This window comes from Clostridium sp. MT-14 (assembly GCF_042436595.1).
GTDB classification, from domain to species: domain Bacteria; phylum Bacillota; class Clostridia; order Clostridiales; family Clostridiaceae; genus Clostridium_B; species Clostridium_B aromativorans.
The window spans coordinates 58,686-79,195 of sequence record NZ_JBHMIY010000016.1; the positions used below are offsets into that span (position 1 = coordinate 58,686).

Consider the following 20,510-nt stretch of genomic DNA (forward strand, 5'->3'; position numbering starts at 1 on the left):
TAAATTATTTCTTAAAAATATATAATAAACTATATAGTCATAAGACTATTTAATATTTGAATTCCTCTTTTTATATTTTCTTTGCTAACATGTGAAAATCCAATTTTAAAATATTTCTTACCTTCCGAAGGATTCTTATAATATAATGAACCCGGAGTAATTAACACTCCCCTACGTTTTGCCTCTTTAAAAAGACTTATGGAATCTATTTCAATACTATCTTTAATTTTTAGATAAAAGTGCAGTCCCCCTCCTGGCTTTGTAAAGTCTACCTTATCATTTAGGTATTTAACTATACATTTTCCCATATATATATACATATCCTTGTATTTTATATTTAACATATTTATATAATCCTTCCACATACCTTTCCTAATGTATAAATCCAATGCCCTCTGCATAAGGCTGGAGGTAGCTATATCCGTGTTAATTTTAGAATTTTGAATGTTCTCTCTAAATTTTTCAGGAGGTATTAAATATCCAATTCTTATGCCAGGCAAAAATATCTTTGAAAAACTTTTTATATAAATGACTCTATCATTATGATCCAAACTTTTAAAACTATTATATTTTATATTACTATCGTAAATTAATTCTGAAAGATAATCATCTTCTATTATATAAAAATTATATATCTCTGCCAACCTCAATATTTGTTTTTTTTTGTCATCATCATAGCTTATACCAGATGGATTTTGAAAATAGCTCATAGTATAAAAACATTTTATATTATTTTTTTGAAGTATTTTTTCAAGCTTATCCACATTTACACCATTCTTCTCTACTGGTATTTCAATTATCTCTGATCTTCTGGACTTAAATACGGATAGTGCTCCGCTGTAAGTTGGCTTTTCAACTATTACACTATCATCTGTATTTAGGATAGCTTTTGAAACTACATCTATTCCCTGTTGAGCTCCAGAAACTATAAGTATATCTTCTGGATTTACACTATCCTTCCAAAACACATCACTTATACTTTTTCTCAATCCCTCATATCCCAACGGTTCCTGATAAATTAAAGCCCTGGACCCATCCCTGTCCAATACCTCATTTAAAACATTTTTAAAGAGATCTATTTGAAAAAATTCGCCGCTGGATGTCTCTCCTGTAAAATCTATATAGTCTCCTATTTCATTGCTGAATATTCTCTTCAATGCCCTAGAATACTCTCTATTAAGGTTCCTATTTATATCCCTCTTCTTGGCATAAGTTCCACTTCCCATTTTTAAGACGGCATATCCTTTACTTTGCAGCTCCTTATAGGCATTTACTATGGTAATATTATTTACTTTTAATATTCGCGCTAGTTCTCTTATAGCCGGCAGTTTCTCACCATCCTTTATTTTATTTTTGTCTATTAAATTTTTTATATGTTCCTCTATCATTAAATACTTAACTTTCCCTTTTCTTAAATCCATCAAATATTTATTCAATAGAAACTTCATTTCCCTTCTTTAAATTAAAATATATTAAAACATCCTATAGATATTATCCTACATCATCACAATAACATAAAAATAAAAGATTTAGTACTAAAAATTAAAATAAATTTTTGGTACTAAATCCCATTTCATTATATGGAAAAACCACTAAATAAAATATACATTTTCTTTAAATAAACACGTTCCATCTTTAGTTCTATAATCTCTGGATTCTTTTTTAATTAGATTTCTCTTCCACAACTCATTTAGGATCTCTTCCATATTTATATTATAATTACAAAATAACTCGTCGTTTTTTATATCTTCCGAACTCAAAAAACAGTCTTTTTCTCTCATATAATTCAAAAGTATCTTCGCAACATTTCGAATATTTTTATCTACATTTTTCTTTAAATAATTCATAGTATCTTCTATAGACTTCTCCACTTCTCTAATGTCATTAAAAAACAAATTATCCACACAGACTTTAAAGTCATTATTTAAATTCATAGTCATAGTCATAGCATCCTTACTTATCATATGGCCTGATGAGTTTATATATAATTTGGAAAATTCTTCTATTGACCGTACTGCAGCAATATAAGAAGTATGTATTCCATTATTCTGAAGGTATTTTTTACATATACTCATACTTTTAAATAATTCTCCAAGATAAAACATATTCCACCTTTCTCTATCCAAATCGGGGTAATATCTTCCCACATCATATTTGGACGTTATATCCATGTCTTTAGAAAATATCAATCTAGAAGAAGATATTATCCTGTGAATGAATCCACCTTTTAAATCCTGTTCAGGCAATTGTAAAAAATTGTTCTTGCTCATAAACTTGACATGAATAGGCACACCTACCTCCTCTGTATACAAGTTTTTTACATCATCCATGTCATTTTCGCATACTATAAGTAAATCAATGTCAGACTCATCCCATAAATCCCCTGTAATCATACTTCCAAAAACCATAACTGCAAGAATAGAATCGTTAGTCCTAAGTCTTTCAATAGTAATATTAAAAGCTTTCTGATACTGTAAAATAGTTTTTTCCATTTTCCTGTCGGCCCCCTTTTAAATTTTGAGTATAAAATTATATTATATATTATACAATTATATACTATTTTTTTTACAAAAATTCAAGAACATATTTAATTTATATAATACTCTATTAAATTTTAGCTGCATAAATAAATATTTATAATAACAAAAAGTATCTGAAGATATAACACTTTAAGAGTACTATATCTTCAGATACCTTTTTTACATTACTTAGCATTATTATCTCAACATACCAATTATTTTTCTTTTTCAAAATCGCTTTTTGGCACACCACAAAGTGGACATACCCAATCTTCAGGTAAATCTTTAAAAGCAGTTCCTGGCTTAATTCCAGAATCAGGATCCCCTACTTTAGGATCATAAACATAACCACAAGCAGTACAAACATATTTATCCATCGTAATTCCTCCTACGTAATATAAATTATACTATAATTATGGCACAGTCAATTTTTTAAGTCAATATGTACTATTCTATAATACATGCTATCATTTAATTATAAATTTTTTAGCTTTATCATATACTTTTTTTCTATACTGATGCAGTTGTATAAACTTCTCCCCAATCAAGCAATTCTTGAGCACAGTTAAAAATTAATTATTAAAGAGTACCTAGTATTGAAAATTCGTAAAAATGTTGTTAATATTAATAATGTAAATTTGAGACCATGTTTTATAATATATCATTGGAGGTTTGTAATGGAAAATAAATCAAAAAATATACTGATAACTAAAGAAGAAATTGCAAAAAAAATAAAAGAATTGGGGAAATTGTTAAATCAAGAATACAAAAATAAAAATTTATATGTATTATCTCTTTTAAGAGGAAGTTTTATATTTACATCAGATTTAGTGAGGGAAATAGATCTTCCACTAAAAATAGGTTTTATGACAACTTCAAGTTATAAAAATTCCGAAACGTCATCGGGAAAAGTAAATATATTAAATGATATATTGGATGATATTCACGGATATGATGTATTGATTGTAGATGACATAATAGATACAGGTATAACTATGGATTTTGTTATAAATTATATAAAATCGCGAGGTGCTTCCAGCATAAAATCCTGTGTGTTATTGGATAAACCTGAAAGACGAAAAATTTCCCTGGAACCGGATTTTTACTGTTTTAAAATTCCTGATGTATTTGTAGCAGGCTATGGTCTTAATTATGGAGATTATTATAGAAATATACCTTACATATTTAACTGGGACTAATTATATTCATAGATGATTTTAGGGGAAATCTTCTGTTATTTCCCCTATTAATCTTTTACAATTAATTTGAAATTTTAAACCCTGATTTATCAATTCCTAAATTTATAGCAGTTTCCGGGACCTTACCTAATACAATAGTATCCGATATGGGTACTTCATTTTTTACTTTTATATCTTCAGTTCCAAGGGGAATTATAATTTTCATATTCGTGTTTACTTCAACATATATTTTATGTCTTGATTGGTTTATGCCCACACTTTCAAAACTAGATATATATTTGGTTTCTATATACCCTACAGGCTGCATTTTGACAGTTATATTAGGCCCTAAAAATACCAGTAAATTATTTTTCATTATATATCCCAAAGGAACTTTTAATCCAACTTTTCCTATCTTCTTTAGTCTTTGCTGACACTTAATAGCCACATCACAAGCTATTTTATTCATCTTTAACGTATCTGTCCTTATCATATTTATATTCCCCTGATTATCTTTTTCTACATCTATAATATTTTTGTAATCAAATTGTTTTGAATACTCTTCTATAATTACCGAATTTATGGTTTCAGTAATTATAGTTCTAGCTTGCACATCAGTAGCTTTCACAATTGCTGGACTTATTTCTGCATTCACAAAATAAATAAACAGTCCTAAAATCATCAATGTACACCCTATTATAAATAGGATTTTCACTCTATTATCAGTAACATGAAATCTTCTTATATCCATCACACCCTTATAATCATATACCATAATATATGACAATAAATGATTCTTTATTTACCTAAAAATTTATATGTTTCATTAACACTTTAATTTATGTTATAATAATTTAAATGTAAAGGTTAAAACAAGGAGGACAATTATGGTTAAAAGACATAAAAAAACCCAAACCAAGACTTTTAAAAAAGTAGCTATCATTTTATCTGGTCTGTTAATAATAGCATTTATAGTCTTAATGGGTATATCCCTTGCAATTATAAAAAACTCCCCTAAATTAGATGTAAATCAAATATTAAATTTAAGCGAACCTTCTGTTCTATATGATGATAAGGATGAGCTAATGGATGCAGTGGTCACTCCTCAACAGAGAACAGTAATTCCATTTAGCAGTATGCCCCAAAATTTGAAAAATGCTTTCGTCAGCATAGAAGATGAACGGTTTTATACCCATAAGGGCATAGATTTAAAAAGACTTATCGGGGTAATATTCATAGATATTAAAAGCAAATTTATAAAAGAATCAAATATTCAAGGTGCATCTACAATAACACAGCAGCTGGTGAGAAGCATATTTTTGTCACCAGAAGTATCTTACAAACGAAAATTACAGGAGATATATCTTTCTCTGCAGCTTGAACAAAAATTAAGTAAAGATCAAATACTAGAAGCATATATGAATACAATTTTTTTAGGCGGAAGAGCCTTAGGTGTTGAAGCTGCTTCCAAACAGTATTTTGGAAAGCCTGCAAAAGATTTGAATTTAATTCAATGCGCTTTTATTGCAGGTATGCCTCAAAGTCCATCCGTATATTATCCTTATTCTCCAGCCTCACGAAAAAATCCATCTATATATTTAAATAGAACTGCCACCGTAATAAAAAAAATGTATGAAAATGGATATATATCTCAACCTCAATATACTTCAGCAATAAATGACATTTCTACAGGTAAATTGAATATTAATCCACAGCCTACTGTAAGCAATGGTTACAATAATGAATGGTTTACAGTATCGGTAATCAATTCGGTAAAAAAAGACTTAAAAGCACAATACCATTATAGTGATGACGAAATAGAAAATTTACTTATGTACGATGGTTTAAAAATACATACTACAATGAATAAAAATTTACAGCAAGAAACTCAAAATACTTTGGATAACAGCAGTGTTTTACAAGCTTCATCATTGGATAAAAACGGAATTGTACAGCCTCAGGCTTCTGCTGTAGTCATGGACTATCATTCTGGAGAAGTCAAAGCATTGGTAGGTGGAAGGGGCACACAGCCTGCAAGATCCTTTAACCGAGCTGCATCGGAAAATTATTTGAGACCTTCTGGTTCCAGTATAAAACCATTAACTGTATACGGTCCTGCCATAGACTCTAAAAAATTTACAGCAGCCAGTATTTTTGAAGATTCTCCATTATCAGATGAAGTTTCTTACAAATATACCACCAACGGAGAACCCTATCAGCCTAAAGATGATACCTACATAGGTGGAAATATGACCTTGAGGACAGCTATAACTCATTCTATAAATCTAGTTGCAGTAAAACTTGAAGACAAATTGGGATTAAATACCGCTGCCGATTATGCAGAAAAATTTGGAATTACTCTAGACAATGATGATAGAAGTAGTATAGCTGCACTGTCCCTCGGAGAACTCCATCATGGTGTAAATACATTGATAATGTCTGCCGCTTACGGGGTGTTTGGAAATTCAGGCACATATACTTCACCAAAACTCTACACTAAAGTTGAGGATAGAAATGGAAAAATTCTACTGGAGAATAAAACCAAGACAAAAAAAGTTCTTTCTCCCCAGGCAGCATATATAATGTATGATATGCTCAAAGGTCCGGTCAGTGCTGAAGGTACTGCTCCTAGTGCAAATATAGGAAATATGCCTGTAAGAGGTAAAACTGGAACTTCCAGCGACAGCAAAAACCTGTGGTTCTGTGGGCTAACGCCTTACTATTCCGCTGCAGTTTGGATTGGAAATGATGACAACACAGTTTTGGACAGTTCCCTCAACAGCAACTCTGCGGCAAAACTCTGGGCAAATATAATGTCTCCTCTTCATAAGAATTTACCTGTAAAAGATATTAAAATGCCTTCCGGAGTAGTGGCCCAGTCAATTTGTTCCGAATCAGGGAAGTTACCTGTTTCAGCCTGTTATACAGATCCTGAAGGAAGTAAAGTCTATACTGAATTTTTTATATCAGGTACAGTTCCAACTGAAAAATGCGACATGCATCGCTCCTGGAACATTTTTGACTATTTTACAAAACACAAAGATAAGACAAATAACAATAAGTCCACAGATGACACCAATACTGGAAATACAAAAAAAGATGACACCAATTTAAACAGGGGTCAGAATAATTCTGACGGCAGTTCAGAAGATGATACAAACGATGGTGAAAATGTTAAAAATCCTGGAGATATACCTCCTAAAACACCAGATACAAATAATTAGAATAAAATATCAAAGTACAAGTTTAGACAATTCGCAATGTACAATTAATGAAGATTTAAACTTTGTACTTTGATATTTATTTTCAGCTATCCACCTAATATTTTTCTCATGTTCTTTAACACTTTCTTTTCTATTCTAGAAACCTGTACCTGATTTATACCCAACATTTTAGCTACCTGAACCTGAGTTTTATCTTTAAAATATCTAAGCATTATAATCTGTCGTGATTTTACATCTAAATCTTTAAGTGCCTCTTTAAGTGCAATTCTATCTATCATTTCTACGTCTTCATTTGGATTATTACTTATTTTATCTATTAAGAGAACCGGGGAGCCATCATCCTGGTGTATAGTATCATAGAGATACTGCAAACTGGTAACAGACTCCGTAGCAAATATCAGATCTTCAACTTCAACACCAGAGTATTCAGCCAGCTCTTCCACAGTAGGTTCTCTATTCAACTTTTTTGTCAATGCCTCTCTATCATAATGAAGTTTTTTAGCTGTATTTTTTACACTTCTACTCACTTTTATCATTCCATCGTCTCTTAAAAATCTCTTTATTTCTCCTAATATCATTGGTACAGCATATGTAGAAAACTTTACATTGTAACCTGGATCAAAGTTATTTATTGCCTTCATGAGTCCCATACATCCTATTTGAAATATATCCTCATACTCGTATCCTCTATTTAAAAATTTTTTGCTTATAGTTGATACCAATGGCAAATTCAATTTTACCAATTTATTTAAGGCATCTTTATCCCCTTGCTTTGCATATTTAATTAAGTCCAAGTTATCTTCATAACTACACTTTAATTTTTTTACTGCTTCTTCATCCATATCATTCACCTAACTTAATGAATTAAAAACTTTTTTCATTATCAATCTTGTCCCTTTATTTTTTTTAGATTCCACTTTAAGCGAATCCATAAAAGTCTCCATTACAGTAAATCCCATTCCTGATCTTTCAAGATCAGGTCTAGATGTATAAAGCGGCTGTCTCGCTAAATCTATGTCCTCTATTCCCACTCCCGTATCTTCCACAGTTAAAGTAAGTTCTCTGTTTTTAATAAAAGCCTCAATTTTAACTATTCCTTCCTTATTTTCATAACCATGAATAATAGAGTTCGTAACAGCCTCCGAAACTGCAGTTTTAACATCCGTTAATTCTTCTATAGTAGGATCTAACTGAGACACAAACGCTGCTACTGCTACTCTGGCAAAACTTTCATTTTGTGATTTACTAATAAACTCTATTTTCATACTGTTATCGTACATAATATTTATCCCCCCATTAAATATTCTCAATTGCTTCCTCAACATTATCATAAAGCTTTATAATTTTAAACAATCCTGAAAGTTCAAATACTCTCTTTACCAAATCAGTTGCTCCTGCAATACACATGGAACCGTTCTTTAAATTTAGTTTTTTATACCTTCCAATAACCACCCCTATTCCAGAACTGTCCATAAAACTTACTCCTGAAAAATCCATTATAAGTTTGTTCAATCCATCCCTGTCCAATCTATCATCAATTTTAATTCTAACTTCCTCTGCACTATGATGATCTAATTCTCCTTTTATACTCACTATGAGTTTATCGATTTTAATTTGAAATTCTAAATTCATGAATTATCCAAAGCTCTACTAAAATTACACTATAAAACTTCTAACATAATTTTAGCGTTAAAACATAATTTTAACTTTAATTTACCATATAACATATAATAGCCTTAATGTTATATGACTAAAGTTTAGTACACTAAACTTTAGCATATGCAAATATGCATAGTCCGAGCCAGACATTTTTACCCCCCTTCTGTTATTTTTTACGTAATACCCTTGTAATCTATAGAATAAAATGTTTACCTTAATTATTATTCTATAAGTGTAATAATCTTCCTTTTTTTTTCGTTAGTCATTTTATTATTCATTTTTACCATATATTATATTTTTAAACATATATATAAATTATTATCAAATATATGTCATTTTTCAGCGCCCCTATAGAAAAATATAGGTAAAAAAAACATATACAGCAAGTATATTACTCTACTGTATATGCTTTTTACCAGTTTAAAAATTAAAACAAATGTATTTTTATTTTGTTAAATTCTCTATAAATTTTGGGAGCACAAAACAGGCTTTATGCAATTCTTTTGTATAGTACTTCGTATTTATATTCACCGATGAAGATAAATCTACTTTTTGTGGATCATATTTTTTAGAACCCAATGTAAAACTCCAAAATCCACTTGGATAAGTCGGTATACCTGCCATAAACAATTTTGTTATTGGGAAAACAGCTTTTGCATCATTGTAAATGCCTTTTACCACCTCAGGCAAATAAAAAGGTGTTTCCGTCTGAGCCACAAATATACCATTTTCTGTCAAGCACTCATCTATTTCCTTATAAAAACTTCTACCAAAAAGGCCTTCTGCAGCACCAAAAGGATCTGTGGAATCCACTATAATAACATCAAAACTGTTCTTATGTTCATGTACATACTTTATCCCGTCCCCAATAAAAATTTCACATCTTGGATCATCTAATGCAAAGCTTATTTCAGGAAGGTATTTTCTACACTGTTCAATGACCTCCTGATCAATTTCACAGAGAACAACTCTTTCCACCGTAGGGTGCTTTAAAATCTCCTTTACGGCGCCACCATCTCCTCCCCCAACTACAAGCACTTTTTGGGGATTCGGATGGGTAAATAGAGGTACATGGGTTATCATTTCATGATACACGTATTCATCTTTAACAGTGGTTTGCACTATTCCATCTAAAACAAGCATTTTTCCAAAACAATATGTATCCACTATAGCTAAATCCTGATATTTAGTTTTCTTTCTAATCAAAGTTTGTTTTATCTTATACGTCATAACAGCATCTGAGATTTGACTTTCTCTTAACCATAAATCCATAAATATACCCCCCAGCCATCTTAAAATATAATTTTTTCCTACAGCAAACATCATTATAATAATAATTTTATATCGTGACAATAAAATTTTCAATAACCTCATAAAAATCTCTATTACAGCTATTCATCAATACAATAATTCCTTTTTACAATTTTAATTTCACCTTCTGTCAATCCAAAAAATTTGTATAAATAGCTTTCTGCATCATATTTTTCACAAAAATCAATAACGGGAATACTCAGTTTCATCAAATTATTTGGATAGTATTCATACAAATTCTCTCCTAATTTTTTGCCAAAGGTTTTAAAGTAAAATTCATATAAAGGGCTGTTTAAAATTTTAAGCAGATTATCATACGTAAAGTTTACATTTTTCTTTAACACCAGTGAATATACGTCTGCACTAAAATAACTTCCTTCATCTAAAGCAAACCTATTGTTTTTAGATTTGTATGGAAATACAATTTTCTTGCCTTCAAATATCTCAGGTTTTCTTCCCCATTGAAGCTCATACCATTTTCTAATACCCTTTTTACACTCTCTTCTATGTAAAAGCTTCTCCTTACAGGTCTTTATATAATTTATGGAATTTGGATAATCTTTCTCATTTTTTATAAAATTAGAATATATAATAAACTTTCCTTTATACATTATTTTATTTCTATGTATATAGCTGCTTTTTATCCAGGGTCTGATTAATTTACCTTCAATATTTTTTTCCTTCAAAATACATTCGTCTATTATAAACGCCTTATCACAACCCGTTATTACTCCCTGGTGGCTTTCACAAATATCCTTTAAAGTATATTTACTTCTTTTTTTTATTTTATCAACTATTCTTCTCTCAATTTTATCAATAAATATCCAACCTTTATTTTCCAGAGAATCCTGATCTATAAAGAAGCTCCTATATTCTCCATATTTTTTCAAAAATATGGAGCCGTAAGATCTATTTTTTCTCAGCTCAATACCTTTTTTAGGTTTTATAACTTCTATATTATTATGTGAATTCTTCTCTTTTATCAAAAACATTATTATAGGGTCAATCCCCACATTCTTAAAGGGACGTATTCCATAAAAATCTACAATTTTATATATAGAGGCATTTTCAATTAAAAATTTTCTAAGTTCCTCACCGCTGCAGGATTCACAAAAATATCTAGAAGTAATAAATCCAAGCTTTCCTACTTTTTTCAAACAATCCAGAGACTTTTTTAAAAAGCAATAGGATATATCACTTTTATCTCTGTATATATTTCCATATATTTTTTTTAAATCCTTATAGTAATCTCTATCTACACGTTTATGTCCTATATAGGGCGGATTACCTATAAATATATCAAATTTTTCGTCTATATTCCCTATTAAAAAATCCTTTACTTCAAAATTTTCTGAATTGAATCCTCCGCTAATACTGAATAGATCTATTTTTAAAATTTTTATTGCGGTTTCATCTATATCAAAACCGAATAAATTATTGCACACTATATGCTTGTTTATATCCTTAATTTGTAAATCAATATTATTGTGATTATCTATGGCTTTTATATTATTTTCAAATATGCTTTTTAAATAGTAAAAACATGGACATATCAAGTTCCCGCATCCACAAGAAGGATCTATTATTTTTATAAATGGATTTTCAATTACATCCATGGGATTTATTAAATTTTCAAGCATATATCTTGATATTTCATAAGGTGTATATATTACATCTTTTGCTTTACTTACTATTTCCTGATTATAGTAATACTCAGCAAAATATTTATCTCTTTCGATATTAAATTTTTTTTTACAATTTTCTATAGATCTAAATTTAATTTTACTATCTAATTTTGTATTTATAAGTTTATAAATTTCTTCAATATTTTTAATAAAATCATCCACGCCGTTATCTCCAATTTTACTATACACTTACTTAAAGAGGTTTATATTTTTATTGAACAATTTACTAATACTGCCTCTAAAGCCCAAGTATAAATTATCAGATTAAGTATACCATAAATTATATATTATAAGGTAGGTGATGATACAACTATGTTCAAAAAATTAATATCCATCTTTTTAATGTGCATAATTTTTTTGTATTCCTATACTGTTATGGCTTTTTATAAAAAAGAGGCGCCTTTAATATATAACAAATCTTGGGCCTTTCAAACAAAAGCCAATCCTAAAGAAAATAGTACTCAAAAGTCCGCCAGCAGGCTTCAGAATTTAGATGTATCTAAATTGGACAGAAGTGAAAAAAACTGGTTTTTTAAACCCAACAACAAAGGCACTCCTTCAGAGATACCTGAAGACATTCTAAAACTTACAAATAAATACTCTGCATACTATTTAGGCAATACCTCTAAAAAAGTACTCTATTTAACCTTTGATGAAGGATATGAAAACGGCTATACTTCAAAAATACTGGATATACTAAAATCAAATAATGTTCCTGTTGCTTTTTTTGTTACAACACCCTATATAAAAGGCAATGCAGATTTGATAAACAGAATGGTAAAAGAAGGACACCTAGTATGCAACCATTCCACAAAGCACCCTTCAATGGCGGAGACTGCAAAAGATCCTATAAAATTTGAGAATGAATTTTTAGTAACAGAAGATGCCTATAGAGAAGTCACAGGCAAGGAAATGCCGCATTTTTTTAGACCCCCTATGGGAAAATACAGTGAGCTTTCTCTATTTTATACTAAAAAATTAGGTTATAAAACTATTTTCTGGAGTTTTGCCTATAACGATTGGAATGTTAAAAGGCAGCCTTCTCCTATAGAGTCTCAAAAAATGATAAGCCGCAGGACTCACAATGGAGCAATTGTATTGCTTCATGCAGTTTCGAAAACAAATTCTGAAATATTGGACTCTGTAATAAAAGATTGGAAAAATCAAGGTTATACCTTTGAAAGCTTAGATAAATTGCCATAAATATTCGTATTTTATATATATTTTCTTTATATTATAATATAAATTAGGTATAATTAAATTGTATATTATATTTTTAATTGTACCTAATTTATTAATTATTTAAAAATAAATATTTTTGGGGAGATATTGCATATGAGGATTACACAGGAATCAGATTATGGCCTTAGAGTTGTACTTTATTTGTCAAAATTGGGTTATGGCAAGAGAATTGAAGCTAAATCCATAGCTAAAAATGAAAATGTACCACTTAGATTTCTTCTTAAACTTTTAAGGAAGTTAACTCACTCAGGTATAATTAAATCCTATAGAGGGGTTAATGGAGGCTATGCATTAAATCTTATGCCCGAGGAGATAACTCTTATGAGTATAATCAAAGCTATTGACGGACCTATTTATTTAAACAGATGTTTATATGATCCCGGACATTGTACTGCAAATAGAAATGGACACTGCTATATACATAACTCACTTTTAAGAGTACAAAACAGATTGATCAAAGAACTAGAAAGTATCAATTTCAAGGATATACTGGAAAACAAAATTAAATAATTATTACAGTCTAAGCCTGATTAAAAATATTAATCAAACTTAGATTTTTTTTTATTAAAAGCTATCACTTTTAATAAAAATTTTGGTATAGATATCAGCCTCTTTATTCTAGAAGGTTCCTTGATGACTCTATAAAGCCATTCAAGTCCTAAAGCTATCATCCACTTTGGAGCCCTTTTTACTTTTCCTGCAAATACATCAAAACTTCCTCCTACACCCATATATATACTGCAGGGCAGCTCATTCATATTTTGTGATATAAAGATATCCTGTTTTGGAGTACCCATTGCTACAAATAGAGCATAGGGAGCACTGGATTTTATATCAGTAAGTATACTTTCACAATCATCTAGATCAAAATAACCATTATGACTGCCGGATATATTTAAAGGAGGATATCTTTTCTTTAAATTTGTCACACACACATCCAGGACATTCTGCTTTGCCCCAAGTAAATATATAGCTTTCCCCTCCTCCTCACATTTTTTTATTATATTCTCCATGACTTCAATACCGGTTATCCTTTGCCTTATAGGCACGCCAACAATTTTAGAAGCTAAAAGAGTGCCAATTCCATCTGGGATTATTACAGTATTGGCATTCGTAAAATTTTTTAACAGTGCATCGTCCTTAAGTCCATTGTACAATACCTCTGGATTACCTGATACTATATTAACTTTTGAAAATTTATCTATATAATTCATAAGATCTGATTTACTTCCATTGAATACATTGTATTTTAACAACCTAGTAAACATTTAAAATGCCCCTTCACTTTTAAATACGGAAAAGATTGTTTTAAATAAGATCTTTACATCCATTAAGAGGGAAAATTTTTTTATATATGTCAAATCATAATAAACAGTTTTGCCAAGCTCTATTTCCCCTCTTCCACTTACCTGGGCAAGACCTGTTATTCCAGGGGTAACCAAAAGTCTTTGTCTATAAGCCTTAGGATACAGTTTAACCACATCAGGTATTTCAGGTCTTGGTCCTACCAGACTCATATTCCCCAATAACACGTTGAAAAGTTGAGGTATTTCGTCCAGACTTGTTTTCCTCAAGAAAGCGCCGGACTTAGTCACTCTGCTGTCGCTTCTACTTTGAAACACAAAATTCTCTAAATTATTTGGATCAATGTTCAGCTCATGTTTTTTTTCCGCATCTACCACCATTGTTCTAAATTTATATATTGTAAAATTTTCTCCATTCTTACCCACTCTAATCTGTTTAAAAATAGCAGGCCCCTTAGAATCCATCTTAATCCAAATTGCAATTAAAATAAAAACTATACTCAATAATATCAATCCTACAGCAGAAAATACAAGATCAAATGCTCTCTTAAAAAAAAACTGTACCCTTTTGCTTTTTATATCCTCTTCAACATTTATTTCTATTTCATCCGCCTGCATAACTTAGCAAGTTCACCTACTCTCCTATATTTTTACTTATTATATCATAGATGTTTTCACTATAAAACTTTTTTTACTTTACTTATAACAATAGAACCAAAAATAGTTATTAAAAAGGCGTTTATTTCAAAGCTCAAATTATCTGCATGAATATACCTACTCATATAATATTGAGTATAAAGATACAGTATACCAGACTGAACCAGATATATATCATAAGAAATATCCGATATATATCTTATGATATTCATAATAAATCCCCTGCTAAAGTTAAAACTAAATATAAAAAATATGAAGAATGTAGAATAAACAAGTACTGCCGGTCTCTGAAAAGTGGTTACATAGTCTACATTTTTAACAAATTGATTGCCAGATATAAAGCCGTATATAACTATAAAAGCCGAAATTAAAAACAACACAGATACAAAAAGTCTGTGGCTATTCAATTTTTCGGAAATCCTATCAATATTTTTACCTATATAACCTCCCATTGAAAAATAAAAAAGCCAGTATAATAGATTTTTTTTATTCCAGAACCATTCCTCCGGAGAAACACTTTTAAAATAATATGTATATGCAAGTAAAAGGACTGTAATGATAAAGCTAAAAAATACCCACCATCTTTTACCCATAAATCTATATATAAATGGAAATATGATATAAAATTCAATTATCAGCGGTACATAATAAAAATGATAGAATACATTTCCATAAATTATGTCGTTTATGTCCTCCTGTATGTTAAAATTTTTGGTTATCAGCAGTATATAAATTATGCACCATACTATGTATTGAGGTACCACTCTGAAAAATCTCTTCATTATGAATTCAGAATAACTTCCACCTTCTTTATAATTCGCAGTAAGTCCCATGCCTGAAATAACTATGAAGGCCGGAACACAAAATCTGGAAAGCTGATTTATTATGAATGATATATTATACGTAGTAGAATAAGGCATGCATCTGTAGAGCACAGTTGCTGAAGCATGCAGTGTTATAACCGCAATTATTGAAACAGCCCTTATAACATCCATACCCAAAATACGCTTTTTTATTATGCCCACCACCCTCTTTATCTAAAAATAGGTTACTATATTGGAATTTTATCTTTAACTGCATTAAGAATGTACTCATACTCTTCAATTCTGGTAAAATGCAGGCATATAAAGTAAACTGCACTGCCAAGCACAAAAGATACAAAGATAGATATAATATTGCTCCACATAAAAGAGGAAATTTCATTCATGCAAATATAATTTACAGTATATATACATACACCCATAACTGCAGAAGAAAAACTTATCTTCAATAGACCATAAAAAATTTTTTTCATATTCATGCCGTTTAATTTTTTGTTTAAACTTGTCGTCATAAGCATTGTAGTTATAATTGCTGAAATTGTAGTAGCTAAAGCAAGCCCTGAAACTTTCATATGTTTTATCAGAATAAAATTTATGATTATATTTATGATTATTCCCACAAAGCTGTTTATCATAGGCGTCCTAGCATCCTTAATGGAATAAAAGGCCTTATTTAATATATCCCTTATCCCATAGGCAATCATTGCAGGACAATAAAATAAAAGTGCATTGGAAGTCAAATCTGAAGCCGTCAAATCAAAGGCTCCGTGTCTAAAAATCAAATTCACGAGGGGATGTCTTAAAATCCCTATGGCAACTGCTGCTGGTATCATAATTATCATTATTATATTTATAGCGTTGACCAGAGCTTTTTTATACCTTAAAATATCCTTCTTTACTGCCAATTCCGAAAGGGTAGGATATACAATCATGGCAATTCCTATGGCAAAAACTTCATAAGCCAGGGTATTTATCTTATTTGAATAATCGAGCACCGTAACCGCACCAAAATATATGTTATTGGCAAAAGATCTGTTTATAAACAAATTAAGCTGCACCACTGAAGTACTTATAATTATAGGTACCATCAACTTGAACATGGAATGGGCATCTCTATTTTTTATATCCATTACAAATTTATATTTATATCCAAGCTTTCTATACCTTGGAAGGTTTATAGCGAACTGAACAAAAAATCCTATTACAGTAGCTACGGCAAATCCCTTTATTCCATATCTGGATGTTAAAAATACCAGGTAAACTATATATACAAGATTGGAAACCAACGCCATAGCCGCAGGTTCGTAAAATTTTTTATGTGACTGCAATACTCCCGTAACTACGCTTTGAAGTGTTACAAATACAAGGGATAGCAGCATTATCCTGGTTATTTCAACGGATTGACTGTATATGTCCACATTTGCAGTAAATGCATGACCAAATACATACACTATCTGCTTTGAAAATACAATGAGCATCATCGTAATTATAACTGTGAAAAAAGTAGACAAAGTTATTATATTGTTTACAAACTCATTTCTTTTTTTGCTGCTGCTGTGTTCAATATGTTCTGAATTGAGAGGTATAAAAGTCGTAGTAAGGCCATAGCTTATAGTAGTTAAAAGATATACAAGCCCCAGTGAAAAATTATATATATCACTTATATAAGTTGCCCCAAACTTTGCGGCTATGAGAGAATCTCTCACCATTGCCAAAATTTTGCCCCCTATTATGAGAAGCATAACTACAACAGAACTTTTTATTATCTTTTTTCCTGCCATCTAATTCACTCCAACTATTTTTGTGAAATTATTTCATTGTATATATCATTATATTGTCTACAAAAATTATCTATTGAAAATTTTTTCACACAGATATTATACAGATTTTCTCCCATTTTCGCTAGGTATTCTCTTCTATCATAAGCCAACTTCATTTTACTGCTTATACTCTCTATGGAATTGGGGTCGACTAAAAATATGGAATTTTCATCTAAAATTTTATCCATATCACCTACGTCTGGAGCTATAAAAGGTTTTTTTACAGCAGCACTTTCAAGCAGCACTAGTGGAGGCGCCCCTCCCTCACTAAATGATGTCAATATTCCCACATCCCCTGCATTTATAAAATCTAAGGCATTTTCACTATACCCTGTAAGTATTACATCCTCCTGCAGCTTTAAGTCCACAATCAAATTCCTCAGCTTCAATTCCTCTGATCCATCTCCAACTATTATGAGCTTTACATTTTTAACTTTATCTCTAATAATTCCAAAGGCTTGTATAAGGGACATCTGATTTTTTACAGGATGCATTCTGGCCACATTTACATACAAAAAATCCTCTTTAGGTATGTTATACTTTTTTCTTATGTCTTCCCTATTTTCTCTTACAGTGAATCCATTTATATCAATACCGTTGTTAACCCTGAATTTTCTCCCTCTAAAATTTTCTTCGTCTAAAATGTCTTTTATATAATCCGATACACATATGTATCTGTGAAAACTTTTCAATCCTTTTTTGCTGAGAGGAGTAAACAATTTATATTTCACACTATTATTTAAAAAATCATCTCTAAAGTCGCTGTGTACTGTAGCCACTGTAGGAATTTTTATTTTATCCTTTAAAAAATAATGGGCAAAAAATGCCTTTGCACCATGGAAATTGACAATGTCGATTTTGTTTCTGTCTATGTACTTTAACATATACCTGTCATAAGTAAGACTCTTCTTGAATTTTATCGTATCTACATTAAGTCTTTTACTTTTTTCATAAAGTCCCCCTCCACCTAAGGTGCCTATAATACTGTGAAACATGGGATTTGAATAAAGACTTAAATTAAGTACATGGCTTCCACCACCGCCCGTATCATTCCCGGATATAATCTGTAATACTTTTATAACTGCCACCTCCCATTTAAAAGGCTTTAAAATTAATTTTCCAAATCATCTTTTATCAAGTATTTCAAGTATCTTAGAGGAGGCACTGCCGTCTCCAAATATATTCTTCTGCTCCCTTGAAGGTATAAAGTTCAATACAGCATCCAATATTTTTTCTCTGTCAGTTCCCACTATCTTGTTCCAGCCGTTTTCTACAGTTTCAACCCATTCTGTCTCCTCCCTCATAGTTATGCAGGGCTTTCTCATAAAGAAAGCTTCTTTTTGGACTCCACCGCTGTCCGTAACTATTTTTTGTGAATTCATCTCCAGGTTTATCATTTCCAAATACCCCACAGGATCTGTTACCTTTACATTTTCACTGAACTCAAGTCCATAATTCAGCATATATTTCCTAGTTCTAGGGTGAAGTGGAAGTACAACCGTTTTACCGCATTCATTAAGAGCTCCTACTATATTGCTCAATTTATCTATATGATCTGTATTTTCAGCCCTGTGTATAGTAGTTAGTATGTATTCTTTACCCTCAAGGTCAAGTTCCTCTATAATTTCACTCCTGCTTCTCGCGAGCTTTTTAAAATTCAAAATGGCATCAAACATAACATCACCCACATTATAGACGCCTTTTTTTATTCCCTCATCTTTCAAATTCTTTTCTGCAGATTTTGTAGGTACAAACAAAATATTGGAAATATGATCTGTAAGAACCCTGTTCTGTTCCTCCGGCATCTCCATATTAAAGCTCCTGAGCCCTGCTTCCACATGGGCCACTGGAATCAATAATTTGCTGGCACACAGCGCTCCTGCAAGAGTCGAATTGGTATCACCGTACACCAGCACAAAATCAGGTTTCTCCTTTTCATACACTTCTTCAAGTTTTATAAGCATGGTTCCCGTCTGCTTTCCATGACTTCCCGATCCCACGCCTAAATTGTAATCCGGCTTAGGTATGTTAAGTTCTTCAAAAAATACTTTGGACATATTTTCATCATAATGCTGTCCGGTATGTACCAATATCTCACTGTGATGTTTTCTTATTATGTTGGAAACAGCAGCAGCCTTGATAAATTGAGGCCTTGCTCCTACAACTGTCAATATTTTCATGGATATCCTCCTGTTAAATTTATTATTGGTTTTTAAGAAGCTGATCTTCAGGAACGTTTCTAAATTTCCTGGCCGGGTTTCCTGCAACTATAGTTTCTTTTTCCACATCTTTTGTAACTACACTTCCCGCTGCGGCAAAACCATCTTCATTTATGATCTTACCTGGCAGTATAGTTGCTTGGGCACCTATCCTTCCACCTTTTTTAACAGTCACACCTTTAAAATGCTTATATCTTTCTTTGGATCTAGCTGCAAAATTATCGTTTGAAGTTACAACTCCAGGCGCAATAAACACATTGTCTTCAATATCAGAATAAGCCGTAATATACACATTTGTCTCAATCTTGCAGTTTGAACCAATCTTCGAGAAATTCTCCACAGCTGTTCCTCTCCCTATTATAGTCTTGTTTCCTATGCTTACATTTTCTCTTATGGTTGCAAGATCCGCAACGAGTACATTTTCACCTATAGTACATCCACAGTAAATTATAACTCCTGCACCTATAAGACACCCGCTTTTTATTAAAGCTGGTTCGAATTTTTTATCATCTTTGAATATACTGTTTACCGATCTCATTGGCTCCTTGCCTATTACAGTATTATCATCTATTCTCACATTGTCGCCTATTTTAGATCCCCTGTGAATCACCACATTATGGCCTATTACACAGTTGTTACCCAATATGACCTCATCTTCTATGACAGCAAATCTTCCAATAGTTATATTATTGCCAATTTTGGCATTATTAGATATATATCTTTCACACATATTAACTCTCCTATTCTCATATATTTGAAGATTGAAAATTAAATTATTTCATTTCCAATACTAAAACTGCTAGTCATTAATTTTTGCAATGCCTTTCATATCCATAGTTGAAAAATCTTTGAATGGAAATTTAACCGGCAT

20 protein-coding genes are annotated in these 20,510 nt (G+C 31.0%); 4 read left to right on the forward strand and 16 right to left on the reverse strand.

The features are described 5' to 3' along the window. Positions 1–29 precede the first annotated feature (29 nt). The 3 genes from ACFHWD_RS12205 to rd all read right to left on the reverse strand — a co-directional run bounded on the left by ACFHWD_RS12205 (position 30) and on the right by rd (position 2,896). Positions 30–1,436, reverse strand: coding sequence for a PLP-dependent aminotransferase family protein (locus ACFHWD_RS12205; protein ID WP_179977871.1), 1,407 nt, complete (start codon positions 1,434–1,436; stop codon positions 30–32). Between the two features lie 156 nt (positions 1,437–1,592). Beyond that, positions 1,593–2,492, reverse strand: a complete 900-nt coding sequence (locus ACFHWD_RS12210; RefSeq protein ID WP_150357296.1) for a nucleotidyltransferase domain-containing protein — start codon at positions 2,490–2,492, stop codon at positions 1,593–1,595. Positions 2,493–2,734: 242 nt separating this feature from the next. Further along, on the reverse strand, positions 2,735–2,896 hold the full coding sequence (gene rd / locus ACFHWD_RS12215) for a rubredoxin (RefSeq protein ID WP_150358809.1): 162 nt from the start codon (positions 2,894–2,896) through the stop codon (positions 2,735–2,737). Positions 2,897–3,196: 300 nt separating this feature from the next. Between rd and hpt the strand changes: the two genes are divergently transcribed. Continuing rightward, complete coding sequence (gene hpt / locus ACFHWD_RS12220; protein WP_150358808.1) at positions 3,197–3,718, forward strand: hypoxanthine phosphoribosyltransferase; 522 nt, start codon at positions 3,197–3,199, stop codon at positions 3,716–3,718. Positions 3,719–3,779: 61 nt separating this feature from the next. Here hpt and yunB read toward each other — a convergent pair whose 3' ends face one another. Next, complete coding sequence (yunB, locus tag ACFHWD_RS12225) at positions 3,780–4,472, reverse strand: sporulation protein YunB (RefSeq protein WP_150358810.1); 693 nt, start codon at positions 4,470–4,472, stop codon at positions 3,780–3,782. 112 nt (positions 4,473–4,584) lie between these two features. Here yunB and ACFHWD_RS12230 point away from each other — a divergent pair, with 112 nt between their 5' ends. Then, entirely contained in the window at positions 4,585–6,921 is a 2,337-nt protein-coding gene (locus tag ACFHWD_RS12230; RefSeq protein WP_150358807.1) for a transglycosylase domain-containing protein, read from the forward strand. A gap of 86 nt (positions 6,922–7,007) precedes the next feature. On the opposite strand, the gene sigF is transcribed toward ACFHWD_RS12230, so the two are convergent. From sigF to ACFHWD_RS12255, 5 genes are all read right to left on the reverse strand, one after another. Next, positions 7,008–7,763 carry an RNA polymerase sporulation sigma factor SigF gene (gene sigF / locus ACFHWD_RS12235; RefSeq protein WP_150358806.1) on the reverse strand — a complete coding sequence of 252 codons (756 nt, stop codon included), beginning with the start codon at positions 7,761–7,763 and terminating at the stop codon, positions 7,008–7,010. 9 nt (positions 7,764–7,772) lie between these two features. Further along, entirely contained in the window at positions 7,773–8,201 is a 429-nt protein-coding gene (gene spoIIAB / locus ACFHWD_RS12240; RefSeq protein ID WP_150358805.1) for an anti-sigma F factor, read from the reverse strand. Between the two features lie 16 nt (positions 8,202–8,217). Then, the gene (gene spoIIAA, locus ACFHWD_RS12245; protein WP_150358804.1) at positions 8,218–8,553 is read right to left on the reverse strand and encodes an anti-sigma F factor antagonist; all 336 of its coding nucleotides are present in this window, start codon (positions 8,551–8,553) and stop codon (positions 8,218–8,220) included. Positions 8,554–9,024: 471 nt separating this feature from the next. After that, positions 9,025–9,852, reverse strand: coding sequence for a polyamine aminopropyltransferase (speE, locus tag ACFHWD_RS12250; protein WP_179977874.1), 828 nt, complete (start codon positions 9,850–9,852; stop codon positions 9,025–9,027). Between the two features lie 119 nt (positions 9,853–9,971). Then, entirely contained in the window at positions 9,972–11,738 is a 1,767-nt protein-coding gene (locus tag ACFHWD_RS12255) for an Eco57I restriction-modification methylase domain-containing protein (protein ID WP_229981735.1), read from the reverse strand. 213 nt (positions 11,739–11,951) lie between these two features. On the opposite strand from ACFHWD_RS12255, the gene pdaA reads away from it, so the two are divergent. After that, the gene (gene pdaA, locus ACFHWD_RS12260) at positions 11,952–12,779 is read left to right on the forward strand and encodes a delta-lactam-biosynthetic de-N-acetylase (RefSeq protein WP_378062092.1); all 828 of its coding nucleotides are present in this window, start codon (positions 11,952–11,954) and stop codon (positions 12,777–12,779) included. A 132-nt stretch (positions 12,780–12,911) separates the two neighbouring features. Continuing rightward, positions 12,912–13,328, forward strand: a complete 417-nt coding sequence (locus ACFHWD_RS12265) for an Rrf2 family transcriptional regulator (RefSeq protein ID WP_150356176.1) — start codon at positions 12,912–12,914, stop codon at positions 13,326–13,328. Between the two features lie 29 nt (positions 13,329–13,357). Here the strand turns inward: ACFHWD_RS12265 and ACFHWD_RS12270 are convergent, their stop codons facing one another. The 7 genes from ACFHWD_RS12270 to ACFHWD_RS12300 are packed head-to-tail and all read right to left on the reverse strand — an operon-like array spanning position 13,358 to position 20,369. Further along, on the reverse strand, positions 13,358–14,086 hold the full coding sequence (locus ACFHWD_RS12270; RefSeq protein ID WP_229981734.1) for a WecB/TagA/CpsF family glycosyltransferase: 729 nt from the start codon (positions 14,084–14,086) through the stop codon (positions 13,358–13,360). After that, on the reverse strand, positions 14,087–14,740 hold the full coding sequence (locus ACFHWD_RS12275; protein WP_378062086.1) for a sugar transferase: 654 nt from the start codon (positions 14,738–14,740) through the stop codon (positions 14,087–14,089). Positions 14,741–14,799: 59 nt separating this feature from the next. Then, a complete protein-coding gene (locus ACFHWD_RS12280; RefSeq protein WP_378062088.1) occupies positions 14,800–15,807 on the reverse strand; it encodes an acyltransferase in 1,008 nt (335 codons plus the stop codon). A gap of 23 nt (positions 15,808–15,830) precedes the next feature. Then, positions 15,831–17,381, reverse strand: a complete 1,551-nt coding sequence (gene murJ, locus ACFHWD_RS12285) for a murein biosynthesis integral membrane protein MurJ (protein WP_150356179.1) — start codon at positions 17,379–17,381, stop codon at positions 15,831–15,833. 14 nt (positions 17,382–17,395) lie between these two features. Further along, positions 17,396–18,508 (reverse strand): glycosyltransferase family 4 protein, encoded by a 1,113-nt coding sequence (locus tag ACFHWD_RS12290; RefSeq protein ID WP_190972164.1) that lies wholly within the window; start codon positions 18,506–18,508, stop codon positions 17,396–17,398. 36 nt (positions 18,509–18,544) lie between these two features. Then, positions 18,545–19,600: a non-hydrolyzing UDP-N-acetylglucosamine 2-epimerase gene (gene wecB / locus ACFHWD_RS12295; protein WP_150356180.1), complete on the reverse strand. Its 1,056-nt coding sequence runs from the start codon at positions 19,598–19,600 to the stop codon at positions 18,545–18,547. A 22-nt stretch (positions 19,601–19,622) separates the two neighbouring features. Continuing rightward, a complete protein-coding gene (locus ACFHWD_RS12300; RefSeq protein WP_150356181.1) occupies positions 19,623–20,369 on the reverse strand; it encodes an N-acetyltransferase in 747 nt (248 codons plus the stop codon). Between the last annotated feature and the right edge of the window lie 141 nt (positions 20,370–20,510).